The sequence below is a fragment of the Paracoccus sp. R12_2 genome (genome assembly GCF_017744015.1).
GTDB lineage: Bacteria > Pseudomonadota > Alphaproteobacteria > Rhodobacterales > Rhodobacteraceae > Paracoccus.
In genome coordinates, this window is record NZ_JAGHRA010000023.1 from 14,365 (window position 1) to 38,123 (window position 23,759).

The following is a 23,759-nucleotide window of genomic DNA, read 5'->3' on the forward strand; positions in this document are numbered from 1 at the left end:
GCGGCGGTCGCCGTCATAAAGACGGCAGGACACGACCCGCAAGGAAGGCCGCGCCATGAAGAACCTGCGCACGCACGGAAAATCGACGATCGTCTGGATCCTGATGGGGCTTCTGATCCTGGGGTTGGGCGGTTTCGGCGTGACCAGCTTTTCCGGAGGCCGCACCGAGATCGGGTCCGTCGGTGAGACCAAGGTCACCGCGGATGAATATGCCCGCAGCCTGCGCAACGAAATCAACGCCTACTCGCAGCAGGCCGGTCAGCCCTTCACCATGGCGCAGGCGCAGGCCATTGGCCTGCCGCAGGCGGTTCAGGCGCAGCTGTTCACCGGGGCCGCGCTAGAGGAACAGGCACGTCTAATCGGCGTTTCGGTCGGCGACGACCGCGTGCGTCAGTCAATTCTGAATGCCGATGCGTTCAAGGGACCGAACGGGAATTTCGACCGCACCGCCTATGCGCAGGTGCTGCAGCGTCAGGGCATGTCCGAGGCCGAGTTCGAATCCGCCGTGCGCAAGGACGAGGCACGGCTGTTGCTGCAGCGCGCCGTCGCGGGCGGCGTGGTCGCCCCCGAGGCGATGGTGGACCAGACCGCGAAATGGCTGCTTGAGACGCGCGACCTGTCCTGGGTGGAACTGACCGAGGATGACCTGCAATCGCCCGTCGAAGATCCCGACGAGGAGGCTCTGGAATCCTGGCACCAAGCCAATGCCGATCGTTTCACCGCGCCGGAAATGCGCCGGATCAGCTATGTCTGGCTGACGCCCGAAATGCTGAGCGAAGAGGCGGCACTGGACGAACAGGCGCTGCGCGATGCCTACGAGGCCAATATCGATGAATACCGCCAGCCCGAGCGTCGCATGGTCAGCCGGTTGGTGTTTTCAAGCCGCGACGATGCGGCGGCCGCCAAGGCGGCGATCGACGCGGGCGACTTTCCGTTCGAGGCTTTCGTGCTGGAGCGCGGCCTGACGCTGGAGGATGTCGATCTGGGCGAGGTCACTCGCGAGGAACTGGGTGCTGCGGGCGAAGCCGTCTTTGCCGCTGACCAGCCCGGCATCGTGGGGCCTGTGGATACCGATCTTGGGCCGGCGCTGTTTGCGATGAATGCGATTCTCGATCCGGTGGATATCAGCTTCGAGGAGGCGCGCGAGGGCCTGCGCGAAGAAGCGGCGCTGGATCGCGCCACCCGGATGATCGACGATCGCAGCGGCGAGTTCGAGGATCTGCTGGCAGGTGGCGCCACGCTGGAGCAGCTGGCCGAGGAAACCGCGATGCAGCTTGGCCAGATCGACTGGACCCAGGGCGAAGCCCCGGCGGAACGCAGCATTGCCGGCTATCAGGCATTCCGCGACCGCGCGGCGGCCGTGACCCAGCAGGACTTTCCGGAACTGGTCCGGCTGGACGATGGCGGCGTCTTCGCGCTGCGCCTGGACGAGGTCGTGCCGCCCGCGCTGAGGCCGTTCGAGGAGGTCCGTGACGAGGTGGCCGAAGACTGGCGTGCCGCCGAAATACAGCGTCAGCTGCTGGCGCTGGCCGAAGAGCGCAAGGTCGAGGCCAGCTCGACGGCATCGCCGAACCCGGTCGTGTCGCCCGCGCCCGAAGGCGCCGGGGCTCGTGTTGCAACGCCCGAATCCGCGCCGGATCAGACTGACGCGGAAGGCCAGGAAACGGCGGGTCCTGCCGCGAAAATGCCGGGCTGGACGTCGGAAACCGACCTGACCCGCGATGGCTGGATCGACGGCGTACCGTCGGACCTGATCGCCACCGCCTTCGCTATCGACGAGCCCGGCGAGATCGAGATCGTCGAGGCAGAAAACCGCGTGTTCCTGGTCTGTCTTGATGCCGTCCACGAAGCGGATCTGGAAGGTGAGGATGCAATGCGCGTGCTGGACGCGGTCAGCGCCCGGCTGGAAGGGTCGCTGCAGGCCGATATCTTCGATTACTACGCCCGTGCGGCGCAGCGTCAGGGCGGCTTGCGACTGAACCAGCAGGCCATCAACGCCGTCAACGCGCAGGTTCAGTGATGGAGATGACGCCCGATTTTCCGGCTTTCGAGGCGGGATGGAAGGCGGGGCAGAACCAGTTGGTGACGATCCGGCTGGCGGCCGATCTGGACACGCCTGTCAGCCTGATGCTGAAACTGGCAGAAGCCGCGCCGATGTCCTTCATGCTGGAATCGGTCACCGGCGGCGAGGTGCGCGGACGCTATTCCATCGTCGGCATGAAACCGGATCTGATCTGGGACTGTCGCGACGGTCAGGCACGCATCAACCGCAGCGCCCGCTTTTCGGACGACTTTCAGCCGGATGATCGTCCCGCACTGGACAGTCTGCGCGCGCTGATCGCCGAAAGCCGCATCGAGGCCATGCCCGAGGGCGTGCCGCCCGTCGCGGCCGGTCTTTTCGGCTATCTGGGTTATGACATGATCCGGCTTGTGGAACATCTGCCGGATGTGAATCCCGATCCCCTGGATCTGCCCGACGCGATGCTGATGCGGCCTTCGGTCGTGGCGGTGCTGGACGGCGTCAAGGGTGAAGTGACGCTGTGTGCGCCCGCATGGCACGATGGCGGCGATGCGCGCGCCGCCTATGCCCGCGCGGCGGAACGCGTGATGGATGCGCTGCGGTCGCTGGATCGGCAACCCTCCGAGCCGCGCGCCCTGGGGCATGACGCGCAGATCGGTGAACCGGTCTCGAATTTCGCCAAGCCCGACTATCTTGCTGCAGTCGAGAAGGCCAAGGACTATATCAGGGCGGGCGACATCTTTCAGGTAGTGCCGTCGCAGCGCTGGCGGATGGATTTCCCGCTGCCGCCCTTTGCCCTGTATCGCAGCCTGCGCCGCACCAATCCGTCGCCCTTCATGTTCTTCCTGAACATGGGTGGATTCCAGATTGTCGGGGCCAGCCCCGAGATTCTGGTCCGGTTGCGCGACGGCGAAGTGACCATCCGCCCGATCGCCGGCACCCGTCCGCGAGGCGCCGACGAGGCCGAGGATCGCGCGCTGGAAGCCGATCTTCTGGGCGATCAGAAGGAACTGGCCGAACATCTGATGCTGCTGGATCTGGGCCGCAACGACGTGGGTCGCGTCGCGCGACCCGGCACCGTGCGCCCGACCGAGCAGTTCACGATCGAGCGCTATAGCCATGTGATGCATATCGTGTCGAATGTCGTGGGCGAACTGCGCGAGGACGAGGACGCCTTGTCAGCCCTGCTGGCCGGATTGCCCGCAGGCACGGTGTCGGGCGCACCAAAGGTGCGGGCGATGCAGATCATCGACGAGTTGGAGCCCGAAAAACGCGGCGTTTATGCCGGTGCGGTCGGCTATTTTGCCGCGAATGGCGAGATGGACATGTGCATTGCGCTGCGCACCGGTGTCGTGAAGGACCGGGCATTGTATATTCAGGCGGGCGGCGGCGTGGTCTATGACAGCGATCCCGAGGCGGAGTTCCAGGAAACCGTCAACAAAAGCCGCGCCCTTCGCCGGGCGGCCGAGGGTGCAGCACGGTTTGTTCGCGGCAATCAGTGACGGCGCTGGTCTGCAAGCACGTCCCCTAGATGCAATCACGCGCGTTACCATGAAAAAAGGGCGGCCAGATGGCCGCCCTTTCTGCGTGTGACAGGTCCGATCAGTTGCTGGCCGGCTGTTCGGTTTCGCCTTCCATCGGTTCCATGTCCGATTCGGGCTGCTCGCCGTCCATGGTGTCACCGTCCGCCGGCATCGCGCCGTCTTCGGCAGGGGCCATTCCGTCTTCGGCCGGTGCCATGGTATCGTCTGCCGGTGCCATCGTGTCATCTGCGGGCGCCATGGTGTCATCCGCCGGTTCCATCGTGTCATCCGCGGGCGCCATGGTGTCGTCCGCCGGTGCCATCGAGTCATCCGCAGGGGCCATGGTGTCATCGGTCGCCATGCCCGCATCATCACCTGCCGGTGCGACGCTGGGGGCGTCCTCGCGATCACGGAAAACATATTCCGGGGCGGCGTCGGCCTCTTCCTGGCTCAGGTCGCTGCTGATTTCCTGCGCGTCATAGTTGACGGTCAACTGATCCCACGGCAGGGCGATCTGCTTTTCACCGATGCCAAGGAACCCGCCGACGCCGACAACCGCTGCGATCATCTGGCCGTTCTCGCCATCTACGATCAGGTCATTGATGTCGCCGATCGAGCTGCCGTCCGGAGAAGTGACGGTCGCGTCGGTAATCCAGTCAAGGCGCAGTTCGTTTGCGGCCTGCTGCTGTGCAACCTTTCCGCTGGCTGCGACCTCGGCTTCCATCGCTGCCTGCTCGGCGGCTTCGGCGTCCGGATCGGCGGCCATGTCGCCTGCAGCAGGATCGGCTGCGGGGTCGCTCGCCATCGGGTCGGTGCCGGCACCATCCATCGGCTGCGTGGACGCGGCCGGATCTTGCGTCGTGGTGGCGGCGTCGTCCTGTGCGAACGCTGCGCCCATCGACAGCGGCATGACGAAGGCGGTGGTCAGAAGAAGCTTACGCATAATATCCTCCAGTTTGTCATCGCGGACCGCAGGTTGGCCCTGCGATGCGCTTCGGGAGGACAATGAACGGGGGATGTGGTCGGTTCCTGCGATTGATAAATGCTAGCAGGATTCCGCCGCGGGTGGTGCCACACAAGCCACCCTCATTTTGCACGAAACCAATAATTTCCTATTTTTATCCGTTGGTTCCATCAGCGGTGAACGTGTCGGCGCCAGCCTGCCGACCACACCGCATCAATCCTCGCCGCGATAGGGTTGGACGTATTGCAGCGCCATGTCCCAAGGAAAGAAGATCCAGGTATCCTGGCTGACCTCGGTGATCCAGCTTTGCACCATCGGCTTGCCCTTCGGCTTGGCATAGACGGTGGCGAAATGCGCCTTGGGATACATCTCGCGGATCAGTTCCAGCGTGCGACCGGAATCGACCAGGTCATCGACGACAAGAATACCCTCGCCATCCTGCATCAGCGTATCGTCCGGGCGCTTCAAGACCTGCAGCGCGCCTTGACCCGCCTCGGACCCGACGCCCTTGTAGGACCGGATCGAGATCGTGTCGATGGTCCGGATATCCAGTTCGCGCGCCACGATCATCGCCGGGACCAGCCCGCCGCGCGTCACCGCGACGACGGCCCGCCAGTCGGTTCCGTCCAGCCGCCACGCCAACGCGCGGGCATCACGGTGCAGCTGGTCCCAACTGACATGGAACCCCTTTTCATGCGGCAAACGGTCATTCATGGGTTGGACTCCTCAGGTCGTGGCTAGTTTCAGGCCCAACAGGGCCAGCAACCCGCCGAACACGCGATCGATCACGGTCTTCAGGTTCAGATAGGTCGCCCGGCTGCGGCGAAAGGCGAAAATGCGGCCGACGATCATGTTCCAGCCGGCATCGTTCACGAAGATCATCAGCAGGATCACCGCCAGTGCCCAGATCGGCGCATCGCGGGGCACAAGCGTCAGAAATATCGTTCCGAAGAACACGGCGGGCTTGGGGTTCGCCAGTTGCACGGCGATGCCTTGACGGACCAGTGCGGCGCGGCCGCGCACCTGATGCAGGTTCGCGTCGTCCTCGATGCCGTCGGCGGCATGGCGCCAGATCTTGAAGGCCAGCCACAGCAGGTAGATCGCGCCGCCGATCTTCAGCGCCACCAGCAGCGCCGGGGCGACACGGAACAGCACGGCCAGCCCGAACAGCGCCGTCACCGCCCAGATACAGGCGCCAAGGCCAAGACCGACCGACAGCCACGCGCTGCGTGCGAAGCCGTGACTAAGCGAGGTGCGCGCCGCCATGAGGACCGCGGGCCCCGGAGAAATTGCCGCCGCAAGATGCACAAGATAGACCGCGATCAGCGCCGCCAGCGTCATGTCAGTCCTTGCGCTCCACCGCTGCCGCGATATCGGGCGCATCGACCGCCTTCATGCCCACGACATGATAGCCCGCATCGACGTGATGCGTTTCGCCCGTCACGCCGGCGCCAAGCCGCGACAGAAGATACAGCGCCGAGTTACCGACATCCTCTTGCGTGACATTGCGGCGCAGCGGGGCGTTCAGCTCGTTCCACTTCATGATGTAGCGGAAATCGCCGATGCCGCTGGCGGCGAGGGTGCGGATCGGTCCGGCGCTGATGGCGTTCACGCGGATGCCGTCCTTGCCGAAATCCTCGGCCAGATAGCGCACGCTTGCCTCAAGCGCGGCCTTGGCGACGCCCATCACGTTGTAATGCGGCATCACACGTTCCGCGCCGTAATAGGTCAGCGTCACCATGCTGCCGCCGTCCGGCATCAGTGCCGCCGCCCGCTTGGCCACGGACGTGAACGAGAAGACCGAGATGTCCATCGTCTTCAGGAAATTGTCGCGCGTGGTCTCGGCATAGCGGCCGCGCAGCTGATCCTTGTCGGAAAAGCCGATCGCGTGGACCAGGAAATCCAGCTTGCCCCATTCCTCGTCGAGGCGGTTGAACAGCAGTTCGATCGAGCTTTCGTCCCCGACATCGCAGGGCAGGACCAGCGACGACCCCAATTGTGCCGCCAAAGGATCGACCCGTTTCTTCAGCGCTTCGCCCTGATACGAAAACGCCAGATCGGCACCTTCGTCCGCCAGTGCCTTGGCAATTCCCCAGGCAATCGACTTGTCATTGGCCAGTCCCATGATGAGACCGCGTTTCCCGGCCATCAGGCCGGTATGCTGCTCGCTTGACATGTGCTGCCCCTCGCGCTTTCAACCCGTCGAGACGTGATTAGGCCAAGTATGCTGCCGCATCAAGCGCAAGGGGATGAAGATGAGCGACCGGACAGGTATCTTTGCGGGCGACGACCCGTTTTCCATCGCACGCGCCTGGCTGGCCGAGGCCGAGGCCAGCGAGCCGAACGATCCCAACGCCATCGCGTTGGCCACCGTCGATCCCGAGGGGCTACCGGATGTGCGGATGGTCTTGCTGAAAGAGATCGAGGCCGACGCATTCGTCTTCTACACCAACTATGACAGCGCCAAGGGCCGACAGATCGAGGCCTCGGGAAAGGCGGCGTTCGTGATGCACTGGAAATCGCTGCGCCGGCAGATCCGCGTGCGCGGCACGGTCACGCGCGAGGATGGCCCGCAGGCGGATGAATATTACGACAGCAGATCACTGCAAAGCCGCATCGGTGCCTGGGCGTCGCGGCAGTCACAGCCGCTGGACAGCCGCACGACGCTGATGGCCGCGGCGGCGCGGCAGGGACTGGTCCACGGAACGAAACCGCCGCGCCCGCCTTTCTGGGGTGGTTTCAGAATCACGCCTGTCCAGATCGAATTCTGGAGTGACGGAGCGTTCCGCTTGCATGATCGGTTTCGTTGGACAAAAGAGGCGGATCTTTGCTGGAATGTCGGAAGATTGCATCCGTAAGGCTTGACCGAAAAGACACGCGGATCGACACTTTTAAGTAGAGTATGTTGAAGACCTTGATTTCTTGACATTCTCGGGCGCAGATTCATGCTTTCAAAGCATTTGAACCGGATCGCCTGAAAGCGTAATGTTGAGGGACTGGGTAGCGAGTGCGCGATGGTGGTGAGAACATGACTGACGATGGTGGGATGAAGCTGGTCTCGGGGCGGGTCAAATGGTTTGATCCGACCAAGGGCTATGGTTTCATCCTGAATGCCGATGGTGGCCCTGACATTCTTCTGCACGCCAATGTCTTGCGCAATTTCGGCCGCAGCTCGGTCGCAGATCAGTCTCGCGTGACGGCTTGGGTTCAGCCCACCACACGGGGGCTGCAGGCCTCTGAGGTCCTTGAGATCGAGCCGCCCGAATCCGACGGTACGCCACCGATCGCCGATCTCGACAGCGACGTGGTCGAGAATCTGGACGCTTTGCCGTTGCGTCCCGCCCGCGTGAAATGGTTCGACAAGGGCAAGGGATTCGGCTTCGCGAATATCTTCGGCCATCCCGACGACGTGTTCATTCATATCGAGGTCCTGCGCCATTCAGGTTTCTCGGATCTTGCCATCGGCGAGGCGATCGGGATGCGCGTGGTCGAGGGGCCGCGCGGGCTGATGGCCGCCCAAATCACAAGCTGGGATCGTGGTGGTGAAGAAAGTGAGTTGGCCCTTGGCCCTTTCGCCGGACATGAACCGGAACAGGACCAGGATGACTTTCTGGCTCATGTCGCCGAATAGCGTTTCCGCTGACGGATCGCGAAAGCAAAGGTCGGGCGCGGTCGTCCTTGCCTCTGCAATGGCGATTTTGTTGATCGCGGCACCCGGCCTGGCCTCGGCGGCGGCCCGCGTGCCCGCAGCCTGCGCCCCGGACAAGGTGATCTTCCAGACGCCCGCCGGGCAGAACAGCATCGCGGTCGAAATCGCGGATGATGTAGATGAGCGCGCGCAGGGCTTGATGTTCCGGCGCAACCTGCCCGAAGGCGAGGGTATGCTGTTCATCTATGACAGCGCGCGCGAGGTGTCGTTCTGGATGCGCAACACGCTGATCCCGTTGGACATGATCTTTCTGGACCGGACGGGTGTGATCCGCCACGTCCACGCCAAGGCGCGTCCGCTGGACGAGACGCCGATCCCTGGCGCGGTGAACGGAGATCCCGATCCAAGACGGCTGATGGTGCTTGAGATCGCCGGAGGTGAAGCGGCGCGTCTTGGGCTGTCGCCGGGGCAGGTGATGGCGCATCCCCGGATCCCGCAGGCAAATGCCGCCTGGCCCTGTCGCTAACCCTCTTTCCACCGCCGCGATCATGGTCTAGAAGCACCGCTGTCGGGGCGTAGCGCAGCCTGGTAGCGCGACGGTTTTGGGTACCGTAGGTCGGAGGTTCGAATCCTCTCGCCCCGACCAGCACTTGGCCCAATCGAGGGACCTGCCAATCGCAGGCGTTGAGCGAAGGCCGAAGGATCTGCAAGCGCGTCACATCCTGAGCGTCTTGGATGCCTGAACCCGGCAACCCGCCACTGCCAGGTTCTCTCTGTTCTGTCGAGTGTTCCGGTTTTCGGGATGGCGTCTTTCCAAGGGCGATTGTCCGAGGCGGCAGCCGAATTTAGAGGCGGCAGCCGAATTTAGCGGGCCGGGTGGCTTCAAGGCCAGCGCCTTGGTACGCTTCAGTTCAACGCAACCCGGAACAACACATCTCGCCCCGTGGGGGCGGCACAGCGCGATGATCGGCTAGCCGGTCGAGAATGATCTATCAACTTTCGGATGATTGGTGGAGCCAAGGGGAGGCGCTATCGATTTTCATTTTTCTTAGCTTTTACAAGGTGCAACAGGGCAACAGCGATGTCAATGTGACATGTCGATGTAACACCCTTGGGTTTCCCTGAGAGGCTCTGATGCCGTAATTCTCGCCGTAGCTGTTCCAAATGATCCATTGTAAAAAGTGACATACCCAGACAGCATGAAGGGCTGGCAATGGACTTCGGCGAACATATAGAAAGGAATGGCGGTCCTGATCCTCTCACGCCTCGCTTCATCAAGTTCCTTGAAGAGAGGATGTCAGGCATTTCACTGGACATGGACGGAGATAAAGAAAAGCGCCCTGACTACGCATGCCTAAATGGTGCTATAGTTGTCGAAATAAAAACGTTAGAGACATCCCCTTCCGGTAGACTTTCTAATGTAATCGAACTTTGGAGGACGAAAGGAAACTGGCCGAGATTTTATGGAAAATGGCCGGTCAGCTCAGTTGTTAAGAAAATTCCGGCGGAGCAAGGGGAAGAACTTAATCGAACTCTCGGTGATCGGCTGGGAAGAGCGGTCGTTTATCACCTCAAGAGGGCGCAAGAACAGATATTCAACTATGAGAAATCGAATAGTGAAATCCGCCTAAGATTAGTAGCAATGCTAAACGAAGATTTTCCAGAATACGATCCGCATATTATTACTTATATCGTAAAAAAAGAACTCAGAAGAAAGGGTGAGGATGGCAATCTGAAATACCATAACATTGATGCTGTCCTCTATCTGACTGAACGCCATGCCACAAATGTAAACGGACAAGTTACCTTTCCAATTACGGTTATTCACGGTCCAGGCATTGGAGAAGCCGCCGAAGCTCACAAGCTCCTAGAGTCACTGATCAACCAATGGGCTGATTTTTCATCAGGCTGCCAACCATTTACGGCAGACCGAAATCAAATGTTTGCGCCGATAAAAGAAATTCCCGCCACCCTTACGCGACAGAAAATGTGGGAGCTAGAGTATAACCGCCGCCCTTACATGAGAAGATGGTCTGACCATGACGTAATTGCTCTTTGGGATTTCACCGTTGTATTGACACTCATTTTGGTTCACAAGGAGCCGCCAATTAAGCTGCCTCAAAAGCTCATGCTGCAAGTGATGGAGAGAACGACGCATCTCTTGCAAGAGAGTGCATCTCGCGGAATAGGAGCCGATCAACTTAAGCCAACAAAACCCAGAGTAAATGCTGCCATTTCGAAAGTTACTCTTGGACCCTCAATACAGAAGTGGCTCAAGAAACAGTTGAAGCACATCCATTAGACGGATGGTTGCAGCATCTCCCACAAGAGCTTAACTTAGTCAGCCAAGACTCGATAGACGGACGATCTAGCCACCCTCAACTTACGCGCGATCTGTGTGGCTCCTAAACCCTCGGCGTCACGAAGCCGTTTTATCTCACTCGCGTTGATTGTCGGCTTACGCCCCTTATAGACCCCTGCGGCTTTTGCTTTTGAAATCCCCTCAGCCTGCCGCTCTTTCCGCAGATTAGTCTCGAACTCCGCGAATACCCCCAGCATCTGGAAGAACGCTCTGCCAGCAGCGCTTCCTGTGTCCACAGGCTGCTCTGTAGCTCGAAGCGTTACGCCCCTCTCCTGAAGCTGACGCGCAATGGTAGTTAGGTCGTCCATTGATCGCGCTAGGCGGTCAAGCCGCGTGACAACTAGCGTGTCGCCGTCCCGCATGAACTCTAGCAGGGTCTGCAACTCGTCGCGTCCACCCAACTTTGTGCCGCTGCGCTTCTCTTCCCGGATCACATCGCAGCCCGCTGCCTTCAATGCTTCGCGTTGGATGGTCAGGTCTTGGTCGGCAGTGGAAACGCGGGCATAGCCGTAGGTCTTCATGGCAGACTGTCCTTTTTGGGTCTAGACCATGTCTGCCTATTGTCCGATAAACTTCAAGTCAACCCTATTCGGACGCATGAATTGTCCGATGGGTATGTCCGGGAACGGTAAACCTAAAGCGGACATTAACATGCACGCGGCATGTGTTGTTACCTGTTACTCCCGATCTGCCAGCGAAGCAGACTAGAAACCAATCTGCGGTTGTGTTACGAATTAAAACAAGGGAAACCATACACATACGCATGTGTATTGGCCCTTGCGGTAACGCAAAGGGGAACCTGATGATCCGAGAACGAATCGAAGAACTGCTCAACCAAGCCGCTGAGGCGTGGGCTGATCTTCAAGAAAGCGAAGCGCAGATTAGAGAGCTGGAAGTGGCAGCTGATGAAGCTGCACACGTGGCAACACAGGCGGAGACAGAGGTGATGTATCTCAGGCTTTTGCTTTCCCATGGGGAATGTGGGCCACGCGCTTCAGTGTGATGTGGAAGAGGCGGGGAAGCCCCCCCGCCCCTTCCCGTTTTCGCGATACTGGTAGTGCGGCGCCAGCTATACGGGGGAAAACGTTTGCCTCATCTAACGATAAGGCGCTGAGAATTTTGCGACTAAAAGTGGCCGGTCCTACTTCCCCAACTCAGCAAGCGCACCATAGGAACTTATTCCGCTCCGTCGCATCCGACCGGCTTCTGCCGCTTCCACAGTTCGCCGCCTGACACCTTTCAGAATTTCCGGGTTCTCTTCCATGAGTTGCCTTTTGGCGGCCTCTCGATACCCGTCAATTACGCGGCGCATCGCTTTCACTCTCGGGTCCAGTGTCGGGTCGCTAAAGTCGTCGCGCAGGCGCCGGTATTGAGTGCTTTCGACCAGCTTTTTAAGGCGCTGGTGCAGCGTGTCGCCGTTGTAAGTCACGGTTCCTTGAATCGCCCCGGGTCTGTCGGAGACCGTCAACTTAAGTAAGGATGACGGTTATGACGAAAAGCAAAATGGCAAATCGCTACTCGCCAGAGGTCCGCGCGCGTGCGGTTCGGATGGTCTTCGAGCATCAAGGCTCTTACGAAACGCAGGCGGGCGCGATTGCGGCCATTGCACCGAAGATCGGATGTATTCCGCAAACCTTGCGCGAATGGGTCAAGCAGGCCGAGAAGGACAGCGGCATGCGCGACGGCGTGACGACTGAGGAACGGGATCGGATCAAGGCACTGGAACGCGAGGTTCGCGAACTACGCCAAGCCAATGAGATCCTCCGCAAGGGTGAGTGGGTGAACGCCATCGGTCCGAGAGAACCCACGAACGCGTATTTTGCGCAGGCGGAACTCGACCGCCCACTGAAGCGATGATCGCCTTCATTGATGATCGGCGCGTTGTTTACGGTGTCGAGTCAATCTGCAGAGTGCTGCCGATTGCGCCGTCAACTTATTATCATCAGCTGGCGTGCCGCACGGACCCCTCCAAAGCCTCAGCGCGCCATCAGCGTGACCGAGAGCTTTGCCCGGAGATCAAACGGGTCTGGGATGAGAATTACCAGGTCTATGGGGTTCGCAAGGCATGGCATCAGCTGAAGCGCGAGGGCTTTGCGCTGGCGCGCTGCACTGTTGACCGTCTGATGAAACAGATCGGCATCCGTGGCGCTGTGCGCGGAAAAGTAATCAAAACAACGGACCCTGACACGTCAGCACCCTGTCCGCGCGACAAGGTGAACCGAGTGTTCCGGGCGCCTGCCCCGAACCTGCTCTGGGTCAGCGACTTCACTTACGTATCCACGTGGCAGGGCTTTGTTTATGTGGCCTTCGTCATCGACACCTTTGCTGATCGCATCGTGGGCTGGCGGGTCTCGCGGTCTGCCAAGACAGAGTTTGTTCTCGATGCCCTCGAGCAAGCTCTGCATGATCGACGGCCTGTTCAGAAGGGCGGATTGATCCATCATTCCGACCGCGGCGGGCAGTATTTATCTATTCGATACACCGAGCGTTTAGCCGAAGCAGGCATCGAACCCTCCGTCGGAAGCGTCGGCGATTCTTATGACAACGCCCTCGCTGAAACGATCAATGGCCTCTACAAAACCGAACTGGTCCATCGCCAGGGACCGTGGCGCAATATGCAGGATCTGGAAATGGCCACCCTCGGATGGGTCGATTGGTTCAACAACAGGCGCCTGCTTGGCCCGATCGGAAACATCCCGCCAGCAGAGGCAGAACTGAACTTCTATGCTCAGCGCGACATGCTCGATCTTGTCGCGTAAAGTGAAGCTATAGGTCTCCGACAGACCCGGGGCGATTCACGGCGGGCCAAGCGTGTGTGTCCAGTCACGGCTTCGAGCCTCTTCACTGCAACACCTCTACGTGGCGAAATATCCAATTTCCCTAGCAATCGCAGGAAGTTTGTTAGATTTCAAGCTGCTGAGGAACATTGGTGGAGCCAAGGGGAGTCGAACCCCTGACCTCTTGAATGCCATTCAAGCGCTCTACCAACTGAGCTATGGCCCCACCGGAGGTCTGCAGGACGTTGTTCGTCGCTGCGTGGGGCGTCGTATAGGGGGCAGGGCTGCGGGGTGCAAGCGGAAAATTCTGACGGCAGAGATGTTTCTTGGGTTTCCACTTGGGACACGGTTTAACTCTTTGAAGAAAAAGAAAACGCGGCCGAAATGGCCGCGTCTGGAAGGCTTTGAAATGGGGGCGGATTCGGGCGGACGCGTCAGTCCTCGTCGTCATCCGCGACGTCAGCGATTTCGTCCAGCGACACGTCGCCGTCGTCATCGTCGTCGTCCAGCAGATCATCGTCCAGATCGCCGCCCTCGTCCTCGAGATCTTCTTCTTCGTCGTTGGTCTTGGTGTTCCGCTGCGTCGCGGTCTTCTCGCTGGTCAGCGCCTTGCCACGACCCTCGTTGAAACTTTCAAGCGAGAACTGGTTTCCGCAGGCCGGGCAGGTCAGCGGGTCGTTTCTGAGGTCGTAGAAGCGGGTCGCACAATGCGGGCACAGGCGTTTCGTGCCCCATTCCTCTTTGGGCATGGTAATCTCCTTCCGCCGCGATTAGGGAATTTGCCGATCCCGTGCCACAGGCTTGCGGGGGTGTCAAAGGCTTTTCTAATGCGGCGGAGCGGGAAGCTTGGACGAGACGATCACGATTGCTGACGGGTTGCGTATCGCGCTGCGAAGATCCGCGCGTGCGCGGCGCATGATCCTGCGTGTGCCGCGCGACGGCGGCGACCCGGTGCTGACCCTGCCATCCCGCGTCGCGCTGGCAGAGGGGCTTGCCTTTGCCGAGGCAAGGGTGGGCTGGCTGCGCGAGGCAACTGCAAGGCGGCCGGGGCCGAGGCGGGTCGAGGCCGGTGTGCTGCTGCCGGTCGAAGGCTTGCCGCGGCGGCTGATGCCCGCCAGTGAGCGCGCGGCGCGGCTGGAGCCCGATCGGCTGCTGATCCCGCAGGGCAGGCCACCCGGCCCGGTCGTGCAGGGCTATCTGAAGCATCTGGCCCATGATCGACTGCGGCTTGCCTGCGACCGTCATGCGGCGGCGCTGGGTCGGCAGGTGCGCGCCATCTCGCTGCGCGATACGCGGTCGCGCTGGGGCAGTTGCACGGCGGATGGCCGGCTGATGTTCTCGTGGCGACTGGCGATGGCGCCGCCCCAGGTCCTGGACTATGTCGCCGCCCACGAGGTGGCCCATCTGGCGCATATGGACCATTCGCCACGCTTCTGGGCCACGGTCGAGCGGTTGATGCCCGGCCATGGCCCGCACCGCGCCTGGCTGAGGCAGAACGGTGCGGATCTGATGGTCTGGAAATTCCGCGATTGACCCGGCGCGGTTTCGTGATCACAGATATGCCATGACAGCAATCCGTTCCGCAGATCCCGCCGCACATGAGCGTCTTTATCGCAGCCTTCGCAGCCGCATCATGCTGGGCGAGGTGTCACCCGGCGCCGCGCTGACCCTGCGCGGACTTGCCCGAGAATATCACGTCTCGATGACCCCGGCACGCGAGGCGGTGCGGCGGCTGGTCGCGGAAGGGGCGCTGAGTTTGTCGGCCTCGGGTCGGGTCGCGACGCCCGAACTGTCCGACGAACGGATCGAAGAGTTGGCGGCGCTGCGCGCCCTGATCGAGCCGGAACTGGCCGCGCGGGCCCTGCCGCGCGCGCATTTTGCACTGATCGAGCGTCTGGCCCAAATGAACGCGCGGATCGCGGATGCGGTCGAACGCCATGACGCGGTCGGCTATATTCGCTGCAACCTGGATTTTCACCGGATGCTGTATCTGCGCGCGCAGGCGCCCGCGATGCTGGCGATGCTCGAAACGATCTGGTTGCAGTTGGGGCCGACGATGCGCGCATTGTATGGGCGGGTAAAGCGCAACGAGCCGCCGCGCCATCACCGGATGATCCTGGCGGCGCTGCGGGCAGGCGACGAACCTGCATTGCGGCTGGCGATCAGGGCTGACGTGACCCACGGCCTGCGCCACCTGACCGCAGCCTGACCTTTCGGATCATTCCGGCACGACGCCGGTTTGGCACCGGCGCCGGCTGCATCGGCGCGCCGCTGCTTAACCCCGCTGCATGCGCGGCAGGCCCAGCCCGCCGAAATTGATCAGGCCCGACGGGATGATGCGGGTGTACTTGGTGCCCCTGATCGCGGCACCGGCCATCAGCCCGGACTGACCGAAGATCATCGCCACCACCGGATACTGCGCCGTGATCGTGTCCGCGCCCAGATTTGTGCCGCCCGCCGGAATCGCGTAATACGCATCCGCCCCGGCGACCCATCCGGTCGCAGCACGGAACGCCGCCAGCGCCTGATCGGTCTGGAAGATCAGCACATGGGCGTATTGCTGGCCACCGGCCTGAAAGCCCACAGTCGCCTGGGTTGCGGAATAGTAATCCACCGTCGCGCCGCCGATGCGCAGCGCACCCTGACCATATGCCCCGCCGATTCCCAGCGCGGCCTCGGTCATCAGGGGCATGTACAGCACGCCCTTGGCGTTCTGGATCATCGGCGCGGCGTTTGGATAGGTCTGCAACAGATACTGGTGGGTCTGGTCAACCCGCGCGTCAAGCTGTGCGGATGCATTGCTGCCCACGGCATTGCTGCACCCCGCCAGGGCCAGCGCCGCGCCACCGGTCGCCAGCAGTCCACGGCGGCTCATCATGTTGGATTTGCTCATTTTGTCGCCTCGTTTGGTTCACACCGGACACTGACGGCCCGCTTGCCGCAACGATACGCGAGGGCGCGACCTCATGCCAGCATTTCGGCGACCGTGGGCGCAAAATAGCTGAGCACGCCGTCGCAGCCCGCCCGGCGGAACGAAAGCAGGCTTTCGGTCATCGCATCGCGCGACAGCCAGCCGTTGCGGATCGCGCCTTCCAGCATCGCGTATTCACCGCTGACCTGATAGGCGAAGGTGGGCGCCCCGAATTCGTCCTTCACGGCCCGGCAGATATCCAGATAGGGCATGCCCGGCTTGACCATCACCATATCCGCGCCTTCGGCCAGATCCCGGGCCACGCAGCGCAGCGCCTCGCCCCGGTTCGCGGGGTTGACCTGATAGGTCTTCTTGTCGCCGACCAGCCGCCCCGAGGCTCCGACCGCGTCGCGGAACGGGCCATAGAAGGCGCTGGCGAACTTGGCTGCGTAGGACAGGATCGCCACATGCTTGTGACCCGCCGTCTCCATCGCGCCGCGCAGCGCCCCGATGCGTCCGTCCATCATGTCGCTGGGGCCAAGGATGTCCGCACCTGCCTCGGCCTGTGCCAGTGCCATGCGAACCAGCGCCTCGACGGTTTCATCGTTCAGGATCTCGCCGTCCCGCACGATCCCGTCATGTCCGTTCGCGTTATAGGGGTCCAACGCGATGTCGGTCATCACCGCCATCTCGGGCACTGTCTCCTTGACGGCACGGATCGCACGGTTGCCGATATTATCGGGATCCCAAGCGCGTTCGCAGGTCTCGGTCTTGAGGCCCTGATCGGAATGGGGGAAAATGCAGATCGCGGGGATGTTCAGCCGTGCCGCCCGTTCTGCCGCGCGTTTGGCGCCGTCCAGCGTCAGGCGCTGGACGCCGGGCATCGAGGCGATCTCGCCCTCGGCGCCCGCGACTTCGGTGACGAAGATCGGCCAGATCAGGTTGGCGGGGGTCAGGTTCACCTCGCTGACCATGGCGCGCAGATTGGCGGTCCGCCGCAGCCGGCGCAGGCGCGTGGCGGGAAACGGGGCGATGATCGGGCTGGCCATGGCGGCATCCTTTCGCGGCGTAAGGCGGGTGCAGGCAACTGCTTTCCCTTGGCGTGACAACGTTCTAAGGTCGCGCGCGACCAAGGACAAGGAACCCCGGCGTGCCGCAATTCGACGGAGTCATCAGCTTTCTGGACAACCGCTCGTTCGGGACGATCTGGTTCTGGCTGGTGGTGATCGGGATGTGGTCGGTGACGGGGCGCAGCGTGCTGGGCGTGCCCACCGAGGTGGTCAGCCGCGCCCACCGCGCCCAGAAGGCCGGCGAGGCCGAGCACGCGTCCGTCATCACCCTGCTGGACTGGCTGTCGCTGACGTTGCCCCGGTGGCGCCTTGGGCCGCACGAAGGCGCAGCCTTTCTGGGGGTCACTGCGTTTCTGCTGACCTCGCTTGCGGTGTTCGGATTCCGCTATGGACTGGAGATGGCACAGGCGCTGACGTTTCTGCTGACCCCGTTTCTGATCCTGTTCTGGTTGCGCGTTCGCCTTGCCGGCAGGCTGATCCCGTTGCTTGATGAAGCCGAGCGAGGAGAGCGGCCGGTTGCCAGCGTCGGCGCCGAGGCAGTGCGTCTGATGATCCGTCACCGCCGCATTGTCACGATGCTTGCCGCCGCCGCTGTCGCAGTGACCGCTTTGTGGGGGACGTTATGGGGGTTGATGCACCCCAATGGGCTGTGACACTTGACACCGTCGCGCTGCGCTTTACCTGACCCAACATGCCGGACCAGTTGATCCTTTCAGGCGCCCCCGAGGGCTATGACGCGGCGCTGATCGCGCGTGAAGCGGCTCGCGGCCAGCCGATCATCCATATTGCGCGCGATGATCGCCGCATGGTCGCGATGCGCGCAGCGCTGGCCTTTCTTGCGCCGGGCCTGCCGGTGCTGGATTTCCCCGCCTGGGACACCACGCCCTATGACCGCGTGTCGCCGTCGCCCGATATCCAGGCCGCGCGGATGGCGACGCTGGCCGGTCTGGCGCAGGGGGCGATCAAGGGGCCGTTCGTCCTGCTGACCACGCTGAATGCGGTGCTGCAGCGCGTGCCGGCGCGTGATCTGGTCGCTGGCGCCAGCTTCGCGGCCCGGGTCGGCGATCGCATCGACGAGGCCGCGTTGCGCGATTTCCTGGTCCGCATGGACTTTGTCCAGTCCCCGACGGTGACCGAACCTGGGGACTACGCGATCCGGGGCGGCATCATCGACATCTATCCACCGGGTGAGATGGGCCCCGTCCGGCTGGATCTGTTCGGCGATGTTCTGGACGGTGCGCGGCGATTTGACGCCGAGACCCAGCGCACGACCGAAAAGCTGTCGCGTGTCGAGATCGCGCCGATGTCCGAGGTGATCCTGGACGAGGCGGCGATCACCCGGTTCCGCCAGAACTATCGCGCCGAATATGGCGGTGGAACCAACGATCCGCTGTACGAGGGCGTCAGCGCGGGTCGCAAGATGTCGGGCACCGAACACTGGCTGCCGTGGTTTCACGACCGGATGGAAAGCCTGTTCGACTATCTGCCCGGCGCGTCCGTCGTGCTGGACGACCATGTCGGGCAGGTGATCGACGCGCGGCGCGAGATGATCCGCGAACAGTTCGAGGCGCGCAAGGCCGCGTTGGCCGCCAAGGCCCGCAGCGACACGGTCTATAAACCGGTGCCGCCCGACGAGATGTTTCCGACCGAGGCCCAGTGGACGGCGTGGCTTGCGGCGCATCGCGTCCTGCGGCTTTCGGTTCTGGCACATCCACCGGGACCGGGCGTGCTGGATGCAGGGGGGCGACCGGGCCGCAACTTCGCGCCCGAACGGCAGACGGAACAGATAAATCTATTCAAGGCCCTTGCGGATCATGTGAAGGTTCTTTCCCGCGATCATCGGGTGATCCTGGCCAGTTTTTCTGACGGTGCCCGGGATCGCTTGTCCGGCCTGCTGGCCGATGAAGGTCTGACCGGGGCGCAGCCTGTTGACGATCTGCGTGACCTGCCAGAAACGCCCGGCGCCATCGGCCTTGCGGTCTGGCCCCTGGACGAAGGGTTTGTCGCAGAAGGTCAGGCGCTTGGCGCCATCGCGGTGATTTCGGAACAGGACGTGCTGGGCGATCGGCTGATCCGGGGCGCCAAAAAGCGCCGCCGGGCCGAGAATTTCCTGCAGGACACCACCAGCCTGACGCCGGGCGATCTGGTCGTCCATGTCGAACACGGCATCGGGCGCTACAAGGGGTTGGAAACCATCACCGCCGCCGGTGTGCCGCATGATTGCGTGGCACTGGAATACGCGGGCGGCGACCGGCTGTTCCTGCCGGTCGAGAATATCGAACTGCTGTCCCGCTATGGTCACGAAGAAGGGTTGCTGGACCGGCTTGGCGGCGGTGCGTGGCAGGCCCGCAAGGCACGTCTGAAGGAACGCATCCGGCTGATCGCGGACAAGCTGATGCGGGTGGCGGCCGAACGACTGCTGCGGCCCGCCCCCGTGCTGGAACCCGAGGACCACGACTGGCAGGCATTCTCGGCCCGCTTTCCCTACAGCGAGACCGACGATCAGATGGCCGCGATCGAGGACGTGGTCGAGGATCTGCAGGCGGGCCGGCCGATGGACCGGCTCGTGGTCGGCGATGTCGGCTTCGGCAAGACCGAGGTGGCGATGCGCGCCGCCTTCATCGCCGCCTCGCAGGGCATGCAGGTGGCGGTCGTCGCGCCGACGACGCTGCTTGCGCGTCAGCATTTCAGGACCTTCGCCGAACGGTTTCGCGGCACCGCGATCACGGTGCGGCCGCTGTCGCGCTTTGTCGGGACCAAGGACGCCGCGAAAGCCCGCGAGGGGCTGGCCGACGGCACCGTCGATATCGTGGTCGGCACTCATGCCGTGCTGGCCAAGGGGGTGCGGTTCAAGCGTCTGGGGCTTCTTGTCATCGACGAAGAGCAGCATTTCGGCGTCGCCCACAAGGAACGGCTGAAGGAACTGCGCAGCGACATTCATGTGCTGACGCTGACAGCCACGCCGATCCCGCGCACGTTGCAACTGTCGCTGACGGGCGTGCGCGACCTGTCGGTCATCGGCACGCCGCCGGTCGACCGTCTGGCGATCCGCACCTATGTCAGCGAATTCGACAGCGTGACGATCCGAGAGGCGCTGTTGCGCGAGAAATACCGCGGCGGACAAAGCTTCTTCGTCGTCCCGCGCCTGACCGACCTGCCCGATGTCGAACACTGGCTGACCGAGAACATGCCCGAAGTCAGCTATATCGTGGCCCATGGCCAGCTGGCGGCGGGCGATCTGGACCAGCGCATGAACGCCTTCTACGACGGCAGCCATGACGTGCTGGTGGCGACCTCGATCGTGGAATCGGGGCTGGATATCCCGACCGCGAACACCATGGTCATCTGGCGGTCGGACATGTTCGGCCTTGCCCAGCTTTACCAGATCCGCGGCAGGGTGGGGCGGTCCAAGACCCGCGCCTATTGTTATCTGACGACGAAACCGCGTCAGCCGCTGACCCCTCAGGCGATGAGGCGGCTCAAGTTCCTGGGATCCATCGACGGGCTGGGGGCCGGGTTCAACCTTGCCAGCCAGGACCTGGACCTGCGCGGTGCCGGCAATCTTCTGGGCGAGGAGCAGTCAGGCCATATCAAGGAGGTCGGGTTCGAGTTGTACCAGCAGATGCTGGAAGAGACGATCGCCAAGCTGAAATCCGGCGAGATCGAGGGCACGCCCGAGGACGAATGGGCACCCCAGCTGAACCTGGGCGTTCCGGTCACCATCCCGGAAAGCTATATCCCCGATCTGGACGTGCGGCTGGGGCTGTATCGGCGGCTGGCCGAACTGACTACCAAGGTCGAGCTGGAAGGTTTCGCGGCCGAGTTGATCGACCGCTTCGGCAAGTTGCCGCGCGAGGTGAACACCCTGCTGCTGGTCATCCGGATCAAGGCGATGGCCAAGCGCGCCCAGGTTGCTCGACTGGATGCGGGTCCAAAGGGCGCGACGGTGCAGTTCCACAACGACAAGTTCCCGAACCCTGCGGGTCTGGTCGAGTTCCTGACCGATCAGCGCGGGCTGGCCAAGGTCACCGACAACAAGATCGTCATTCGCCGCGATTGGGCCACGGACGCGGATCGCATCAAGGGCGCCTTCGCCATCGTCCGCGACCTTGCCGCCAAGGCGAAGGCGGTCGCCGAAAAGACCGGATCATGACCGGACAGGTCAGGTTCGATCACGGCCCGCTGCCCGGCGGCACGCTGTTTGCGCGGCCTCAGACGATCATCCGTGCCGACACTGCCGCGGGCGTCGTTCCGGCACTAGCCGCGATCGAGGCCGCACGTGCGCGCGGCTGCTGGTTGGCCGGTTATCTGTCCTATGAGCTTGGCTATGCGTTGACGCCGAAACTGGCCCCGCTGATGCCGGCGTCACGCGATATGCCGCTGATCCTGATGGGGGTGTTTGACGCACCGCACCCGGCGCCGCCGCTGCCTGACACGGCCGATGTGCGCATCTCGGCGCCGCGCCCGCTGTGGGACCGGCAGCGATATGATGCCGCCATCTCCGCCGTGCATCGCTATATCGAGGCGGGCGATACTTATCAGATCAACTTGACCTTTCCGATGCAGTGCGACTGCACTGGCGATCCGCTGGCGATCCACGCCGCGCTGAGCGCGCGTCAGCCGGTGGGCGAGGGGGTCTTTGTGGATCTGGGGGGGGCTGTGGTGCTGTCGCGCAGTCCGGAACTGTTCTTTGCGGTGGACGCCGAACGCCGGATCGAAACACGACCGATGAAGGGCACGGCGCCTCGCGGCGCGAACTCTGCCGATGACGCGGCGGCTGCTGCCGCGCTGGAACGATCGCCCAAGGACAGGGCCGAGAACCTGATGATCGTCGATCTGCTGCGCAACGACATCAGCCGGGTCTGTGTACCGGGCAGCGTGCATGTGCCGCGCCTGTTCCAGATCGAACCCTATGCGACCGTTCATCAGATGACATCGACGGTGCGGGGCCAGTTGACCCCGGATGCACGCTTCGCCGATATTCTGCAGGCGTTGTTTCCCTGTGGCTCCATCACGGGTGCACCCAAGATCCGGTCCATGGAAATCATCGCCGAACTGGAAGGGGCGGCGCGCGGCGTCTATTGCGGGGCGATCGGCTGGCTGGACCCGTCCGGGCCGATGCGCTTTGGCGTCGCCATACGGACGCCGGTGATGACGGCGCCGGGGCGGCTGCGGCTGAATGTCGGCGGCGGCATCACCCATGACAGCCGCGCGGGATCCGAATGGGAGGAAGCGTTGTGCAAATCGGCATTTCTGGACCTGTCCCCGAAGACCTGACCGTGTTCGAGACAATGCGCGCCGAGCCGGATCGCAGGATCCCCTTGTGGTCGCGTCATCTTGAAAGGCTGCGGTACGGATGCGCCACAGTCGGATTTCCGCTGGACGAAGATGCTGTCGCCACAGCCCTTCAGGGCCTGCCGGGTGGCGTGGTCCTGCGTGTGCGGCTTGCCGTCGATGCCGCCGGTCGCGCGCGGGTCGCGCATCAGCCTTTGCCTGCAAATCCATCCTTCTGGCGCGCGCAGTTTTCCCCGATGCGTCTGGACAGCGACGATCCCTGGCTGCGGATAAAGTCTTCCCACCGCCCGGTCTATGACGGCGCCCGCGCGGCGCTGCGCGACGGCTGCGACGAGGCGATCCTGCTGAACCAGCGCGGCGAAGTCTGCGAAGGCAGCATCACCAGCCTGTTCTTGCGGCGCGGCGATGCGCTGCTGACGCCGCCGCTGCATTGCGGCCTGCTGCCCGGCGTTCTGCGGGCATCTTTGCTGGCGACGGGGGCGGCATCGGAACAGGTGCTGATGCCCGATGACCTGTCAAAGGGCGATCTGTTTTGCGGAAACGCGCTGCGCGGGTTGATCCCGCTTCGGCTGGTGCGGTCCTGATCCGTCATTGCCTTGCGCGAACAAATGTCGCTTGCAACCCAGATGCGGCTTGCACTGAACGTCGCCGGACGGTATTCAAATCGCCGTTGCGGGTGTAGCTCAATGGTAGAGCAGTAGCTTCCCAAGCTGATGACGAGGGTTCGATTCCCTTCACCCGCTCCATCCTAAGATTTGCTGTTCGATGATATCAGGCCGCTGTTCGACAAGATGGCCCGTGCCCGACACACTCGTGCGAAACTTTACCAGCCCATGACCCTCTGCGCGGAGATTGCGTCCCGCGCCAGACGCCAAGGCTCGACCCCTTTTGAGATAGTTCTCTGACATCTTCGCCCGAGTGTGTCCGTCCACCGTCATGATCCGGTATCGCGATCACCCCCCCCCCCGGCCAAGAGGTGATCCGCCGCCTTGCGGATGCTGTGTGATGACTGTTTGTTCAGTCCGGACTCCAGACTTCTTGCGAGACAGTGGGTCTGCAATGTAAGCGTCTTCAGCGCCCCACCTTCCGGCTCTCATCCTGATCGGTTCTTTGGACCTTGGTGATTGTTGGAATGGATTTTCTCCATGGAGACTACATTGGAGGTTCTCCCGGTTGGCGGTCGTGGCC

Annotated in this window: 22 protein-coding genes, 3 tRNA genes, 1 pseudogene and 1 other annotated feature; of the genes and pseudogenes, 16 read left to right on the forward strand and 10 right to left on the reverse strand. The window is 62.5% G+C overall.

Annotated features, from left to right (window positions below; all coding sequences use genetic code 11):
- Positions 1-55: 55 nt before the first annotated feature.
- Together J7359_RS18495 and trpE are read left to right on the forward strand one after the other, a co-directional pair.
- Complete coding sequence (locus J7359_RS18495; protein ID WP_247740525.1) at positions 56-2,020, forward strand: peptidylprolyl isomerase; 1,965 nt, start codon at positions 56-58, stop codon at positions 2,018-2,020.
- A complete protein-coding gene (gene trpE / locus J7359_RS18500; RefSeq protein ID WP_209059081.1) occupies positions 2,020-3,522 on the forward strand; it encodes an anthranilate synthase component I in 1,503 nt (500 codons plus the stop codon). The genes J7359_RS18495 and trpE overlap by 1 nt, the downstream gene beginning before the upstream one ends.
- A gap of 100 nt (positions 3,523-3,622) precedes the next feature.
- Here the strand turns inward: trpE and J7359_RS18505 are convergent, their stop codons facing one another.
- From J7359_RS18505 to fabI, 4 genes are all read right to left on the reverse strand, one after another.
- Positions 3,623-4,486, reverse strand: a complete 864-nt coding sequence (locus J7359_RS18505) for a PRC-barrel domain-containing protein (RefSeq protein ID WP_209059084.1) — start codon at positions 4,484-4,486, stop codon at positions 3,623-3,625.
- A gap of 234 nt (positions 4,487-4,720) precedes the next feature.
- Positions 4,721-5,221, reverse strand: a complete 501-nt coding sequence (gene gpt, locus J7359_RS18510; protein WP_209059087.1) for a xanthine phosphoribosyltransferase — start codon at positions 5,219-5,221, stop codon at positions 4,721-4,723.
- 12 nt (positions 5,222-5,233) lie between these two features.
- Positions 5,234-5,848 carry a LysE family translocator gene (locus J7359_RS18515; protein WP_209059099.1) on the reverse strand — a complete coding sequence of 205 codons (615 nt, stop codon included), beginning with the start codon at positions 5,846-5,848 and terminating at the stop codon, positions 5,234-5,236.
- A 1-nt stretch (position 5,849) separates the two neighbouring features.
- Positions 5,850-6,683 (reverse strand): enoyl-ACP reductase FabI, encoded by an 834-nt coding sequence (gene fabI, locus J7359_RS18520; protein WP_209059109.1) that lies wholly within the window; start codon positions 6,681-6,683, stop codon positions 5,850-5,852.
- Between the two features lie 79 nt (positions 6,684-6,762).
- Here fabI and pdxH point away from each other — a divergent pair, with 79 nt between their 5' ends.
- The 5 genes from pdxH (at position 6,763) to J7359_RS18545 (ending at position 10,458) form a co-directional block, all read left to right on the forward strand.
- Positions 6,763-7,365 (forward strand): pyridoxamine 5'-phosphate oxidase, encoded by a 603-nt coding sequence (pdxH, locus tag J7359_RS18525; RefSeq protein WP_209059116.1) that lies wholly within the window; start codon positions 6,763-6,765, stop codon positions 7,363-7,365.
- 170 nt (positions 7,366-7,535) lie between these two features.
- Positions 7,536-8,138 (forward strand): cold shock domain-containing protein, encoded by a 603-nt coding sequence (locus J7359_RS18530; protein WP_209059124.1) that lies wholly within the window; start codon positions 7,536-7,538, stop codon positions 8,136-8,138.
- 58 nt (positions 8,139-8,196) lie between these two features.
- Complete coding sequence (locus J7359_RS18535) at positions 8,197-8,682, forward strand: DUF192 domain-containing protein (protein WP_209059127.1); 486 nt, start codon at positions 8,197-8,199, stop codon at positions 8,680-8,682.
- A 43-nt stretch (positions 8,683-8,725) separates the two neighbouring features.
- Positions 8,726-8,802 (forward strand) — tRNA-Pro (locus J7359_RS18540).
- 567 nt (positions 8,803-9,369) lie between these two features.
- Positions 9,370-10,458, forward strand: coding sequence for a hypothetical protein (locus tag J7359_RS18545; RefSeq protein WP_209059130.1), 1,089 nt, complete (start codon positions 9,370-9,372; stop codon positions 10,456-10,458).
- 35 nt (positions 10,459-10,493) lie between these two features.
- Here J7359_RS18545 and J7359_RS18550 read toward each other — a convergent pair whose 3' ends face one another.
- The gene (locus J7359_RS18550; RefSeq protein ID WP_209059132.1) at positions 10,494-11,039 is read right to left on the reverse strand and encodes a recombinase family protein; all 546 of its coding nucleotides are present in this window, start codon (positions 11,037-11,039) and stop codon (positions 10,494-10,496) included.
- Between the two features lie 281 nt (positions 11,040-11,320).
- Here J7359_RS18550 and J7359_RS18555 point away from each other — a divergent pair, with 281 nt between their 5' ends.
- A complete protein-coding gene (locus tag J7359_RS18555; RefSeq protein WP_209059134.1) occupies positions 11,321-11,521 on the forward strand; it encodes a hypothetical protein in 201 nt (66 codons plus the stop codon).
- Between the two features lie 138 nt (positions 11,522-11,659).
- Here the strand turns inward: J7359_RS18555 and J7359_RS18560 are convergent, their stop codons facing one another.
- Positions 11,660-11,986, reverse strand: coding sequence for a hypothetical protein (locus J7359_RS18560; protein ID WP_209059136.1), 327 nt, complete (start codon positions 11,984-11,986; stop codon positions 11,660-11,662).
- Between the two features lie 20 nt (positions 11,987-12,006).
- Here J7359_RS18560 and J7359_RS18565 point away from each other — a divergent pair.
- Positions 12,007-13,277 (forward strand): annotated as a pseudogene (locus J7359_RS18565) (IS3 family transposase).
- Positions 12,330-12,446 (forward strand) — a sequence feature (AL1L pseudoknot). Its footprint overlaps the pseudogene before it by 117 nt.
- Positions 13,278-13,445: 168 nt before the next feature.
- On the opposite strand, the gene J7359_RS18570 reads toward J7359_RS18565, so the two are convergent.
- Both J7359_RS18570 and J7359_RS18575 read right to left on the reverse strand, forming a co-directional pair.
- Positions 13,446-13,521 (reverse strand) — tRNA-Ala (locus J7359_RS18570).
- 208 nt (positions 13,522-13,729) lie between these two features.
- Positions 13,730-14,044, reverse strand: coding sequence for an FYDLN acid domain-containing protein (locus J7359_RS18575; protein ID WP_209059138.1), 315 nt, complete (start codon positions 14,042-14,044; stop codon positions 13,730-13,732).
- A 97-nt stretch (positions 14,045-14,141) separates the two neighbouring features.
- On the opposite strand from J7359_RS18575, the gene J7359_RS18580 reads away from it, so the two are divergent.
- Entirely contained in the window at positions 14,142-14,828 is a 687-nt protein-coding gene (locus tag J7359_RS18580; RefSeq protein ID WP_247740526.1) for a SprT family zinc-dependent metalloprotease, read from the forward strand.
- A gap of 31 nt (positions 14,829-14,859) precedes the next feature.
- Positions 14,860-15,504, forward strand: coding sequence for a GntR family transcriptional regulator (locus tag J7359_RS18585; protein ID WP_209059143.1), 645 nt, complete (start codon positions 14,860-14,862; stop codon positions 15,502-15,504).
- Positions 15,505-15,570: 66 nt separating this feature from the next.
- Here J7359_RS18585 and J7359_RS18590 read toward each other — a convergent pair whose 3' ends face one another.
- Both J7359_RS18590 and hemB read right to left on the reverse strand, forming a co-directional pair.
- The gene (locus J7359_RS18590) at positions 15,571-16,170 is read right to left on the reverse strand and encodes a YSC84-related protein (RefSeq protein ID WP_209059177.1); all 600 of its coding nucleotides are present in this window, start codon (positions 16,168-16,170) and stop codon (positions 15,571-15,573) included.
- Positions 16,171-16,259: 89 nt separating this feature from the next.
- Entirely contained in the window at positions 16,260-17,255 is a 996-nt protein-coding gene (hemB, locus tag J7359_RS18595) for a porphobilinogen synthase (protein WP_209059146.1), read from the reverse strand.
- Between the two features lie 101 nt (positions 17,256-17,356).
- Here hemB and J7359_RS18600 point away from each other — a divergent pair, with 101 nt between their 5' ends.
- From J7359_RS18600 to J7359_RS18620, 5 genes are all read left to right on the forward strand, one after another.
- Complete coding sequence (locus J7359_RS18600) at positions 17,357-17,929, forward strand: hypothetical protein (protein WP_209059149.1); 573 nt, start codon at positions 17,357-17,359, stop codon at positions 17,927-17,929.
- A 38-nt stretch (positions 17,930-17,967) separates the two neighbouring features.
- Positions 17,968-21,429, forward strand: coding sequence for a transcription-repair coupling factor (gene mfd, locus J7359_RS18605; RefSeq protein WP_209059152.1), 3,462 nt, complete (start codon positions 17,968-17,970; stop codon positions 21,427-21,429).
- A complete protein-coding gene (locus tag J7359_RS18610; protein ID WP_209059163.1) occupies positions 21,426-22,553 on the forward strand; it encodes an aminodeoxychorismate synthase component I in 1,128 nt (375 codons plus the stop codon). Before mfd ends, J7359_RS18610 begins: the two co-directional genes overlap by 4 nt.
- Positions 22,554-22,555: 2 nt before the next feature.
- Complete coding sequence (locus J7359_RS18615) at positions 22,556-23,155, forward strand: aminotransferase class IV family protein (RefSeq protein ID WP_348524422.1); 600 nt, start codon at positions 22,556-22,558, stop codon at positions 23,153-23,155.
- 88 nt (positions 23,156-23,243) lie between these two features.
- Positions 23,244-23,317: transfer RNA gene (locus J7359_RS18620), tRNA-Gly, on the forward strand.
- Positions 23,318-23,759: the final 442 nt, after the last annotated feature.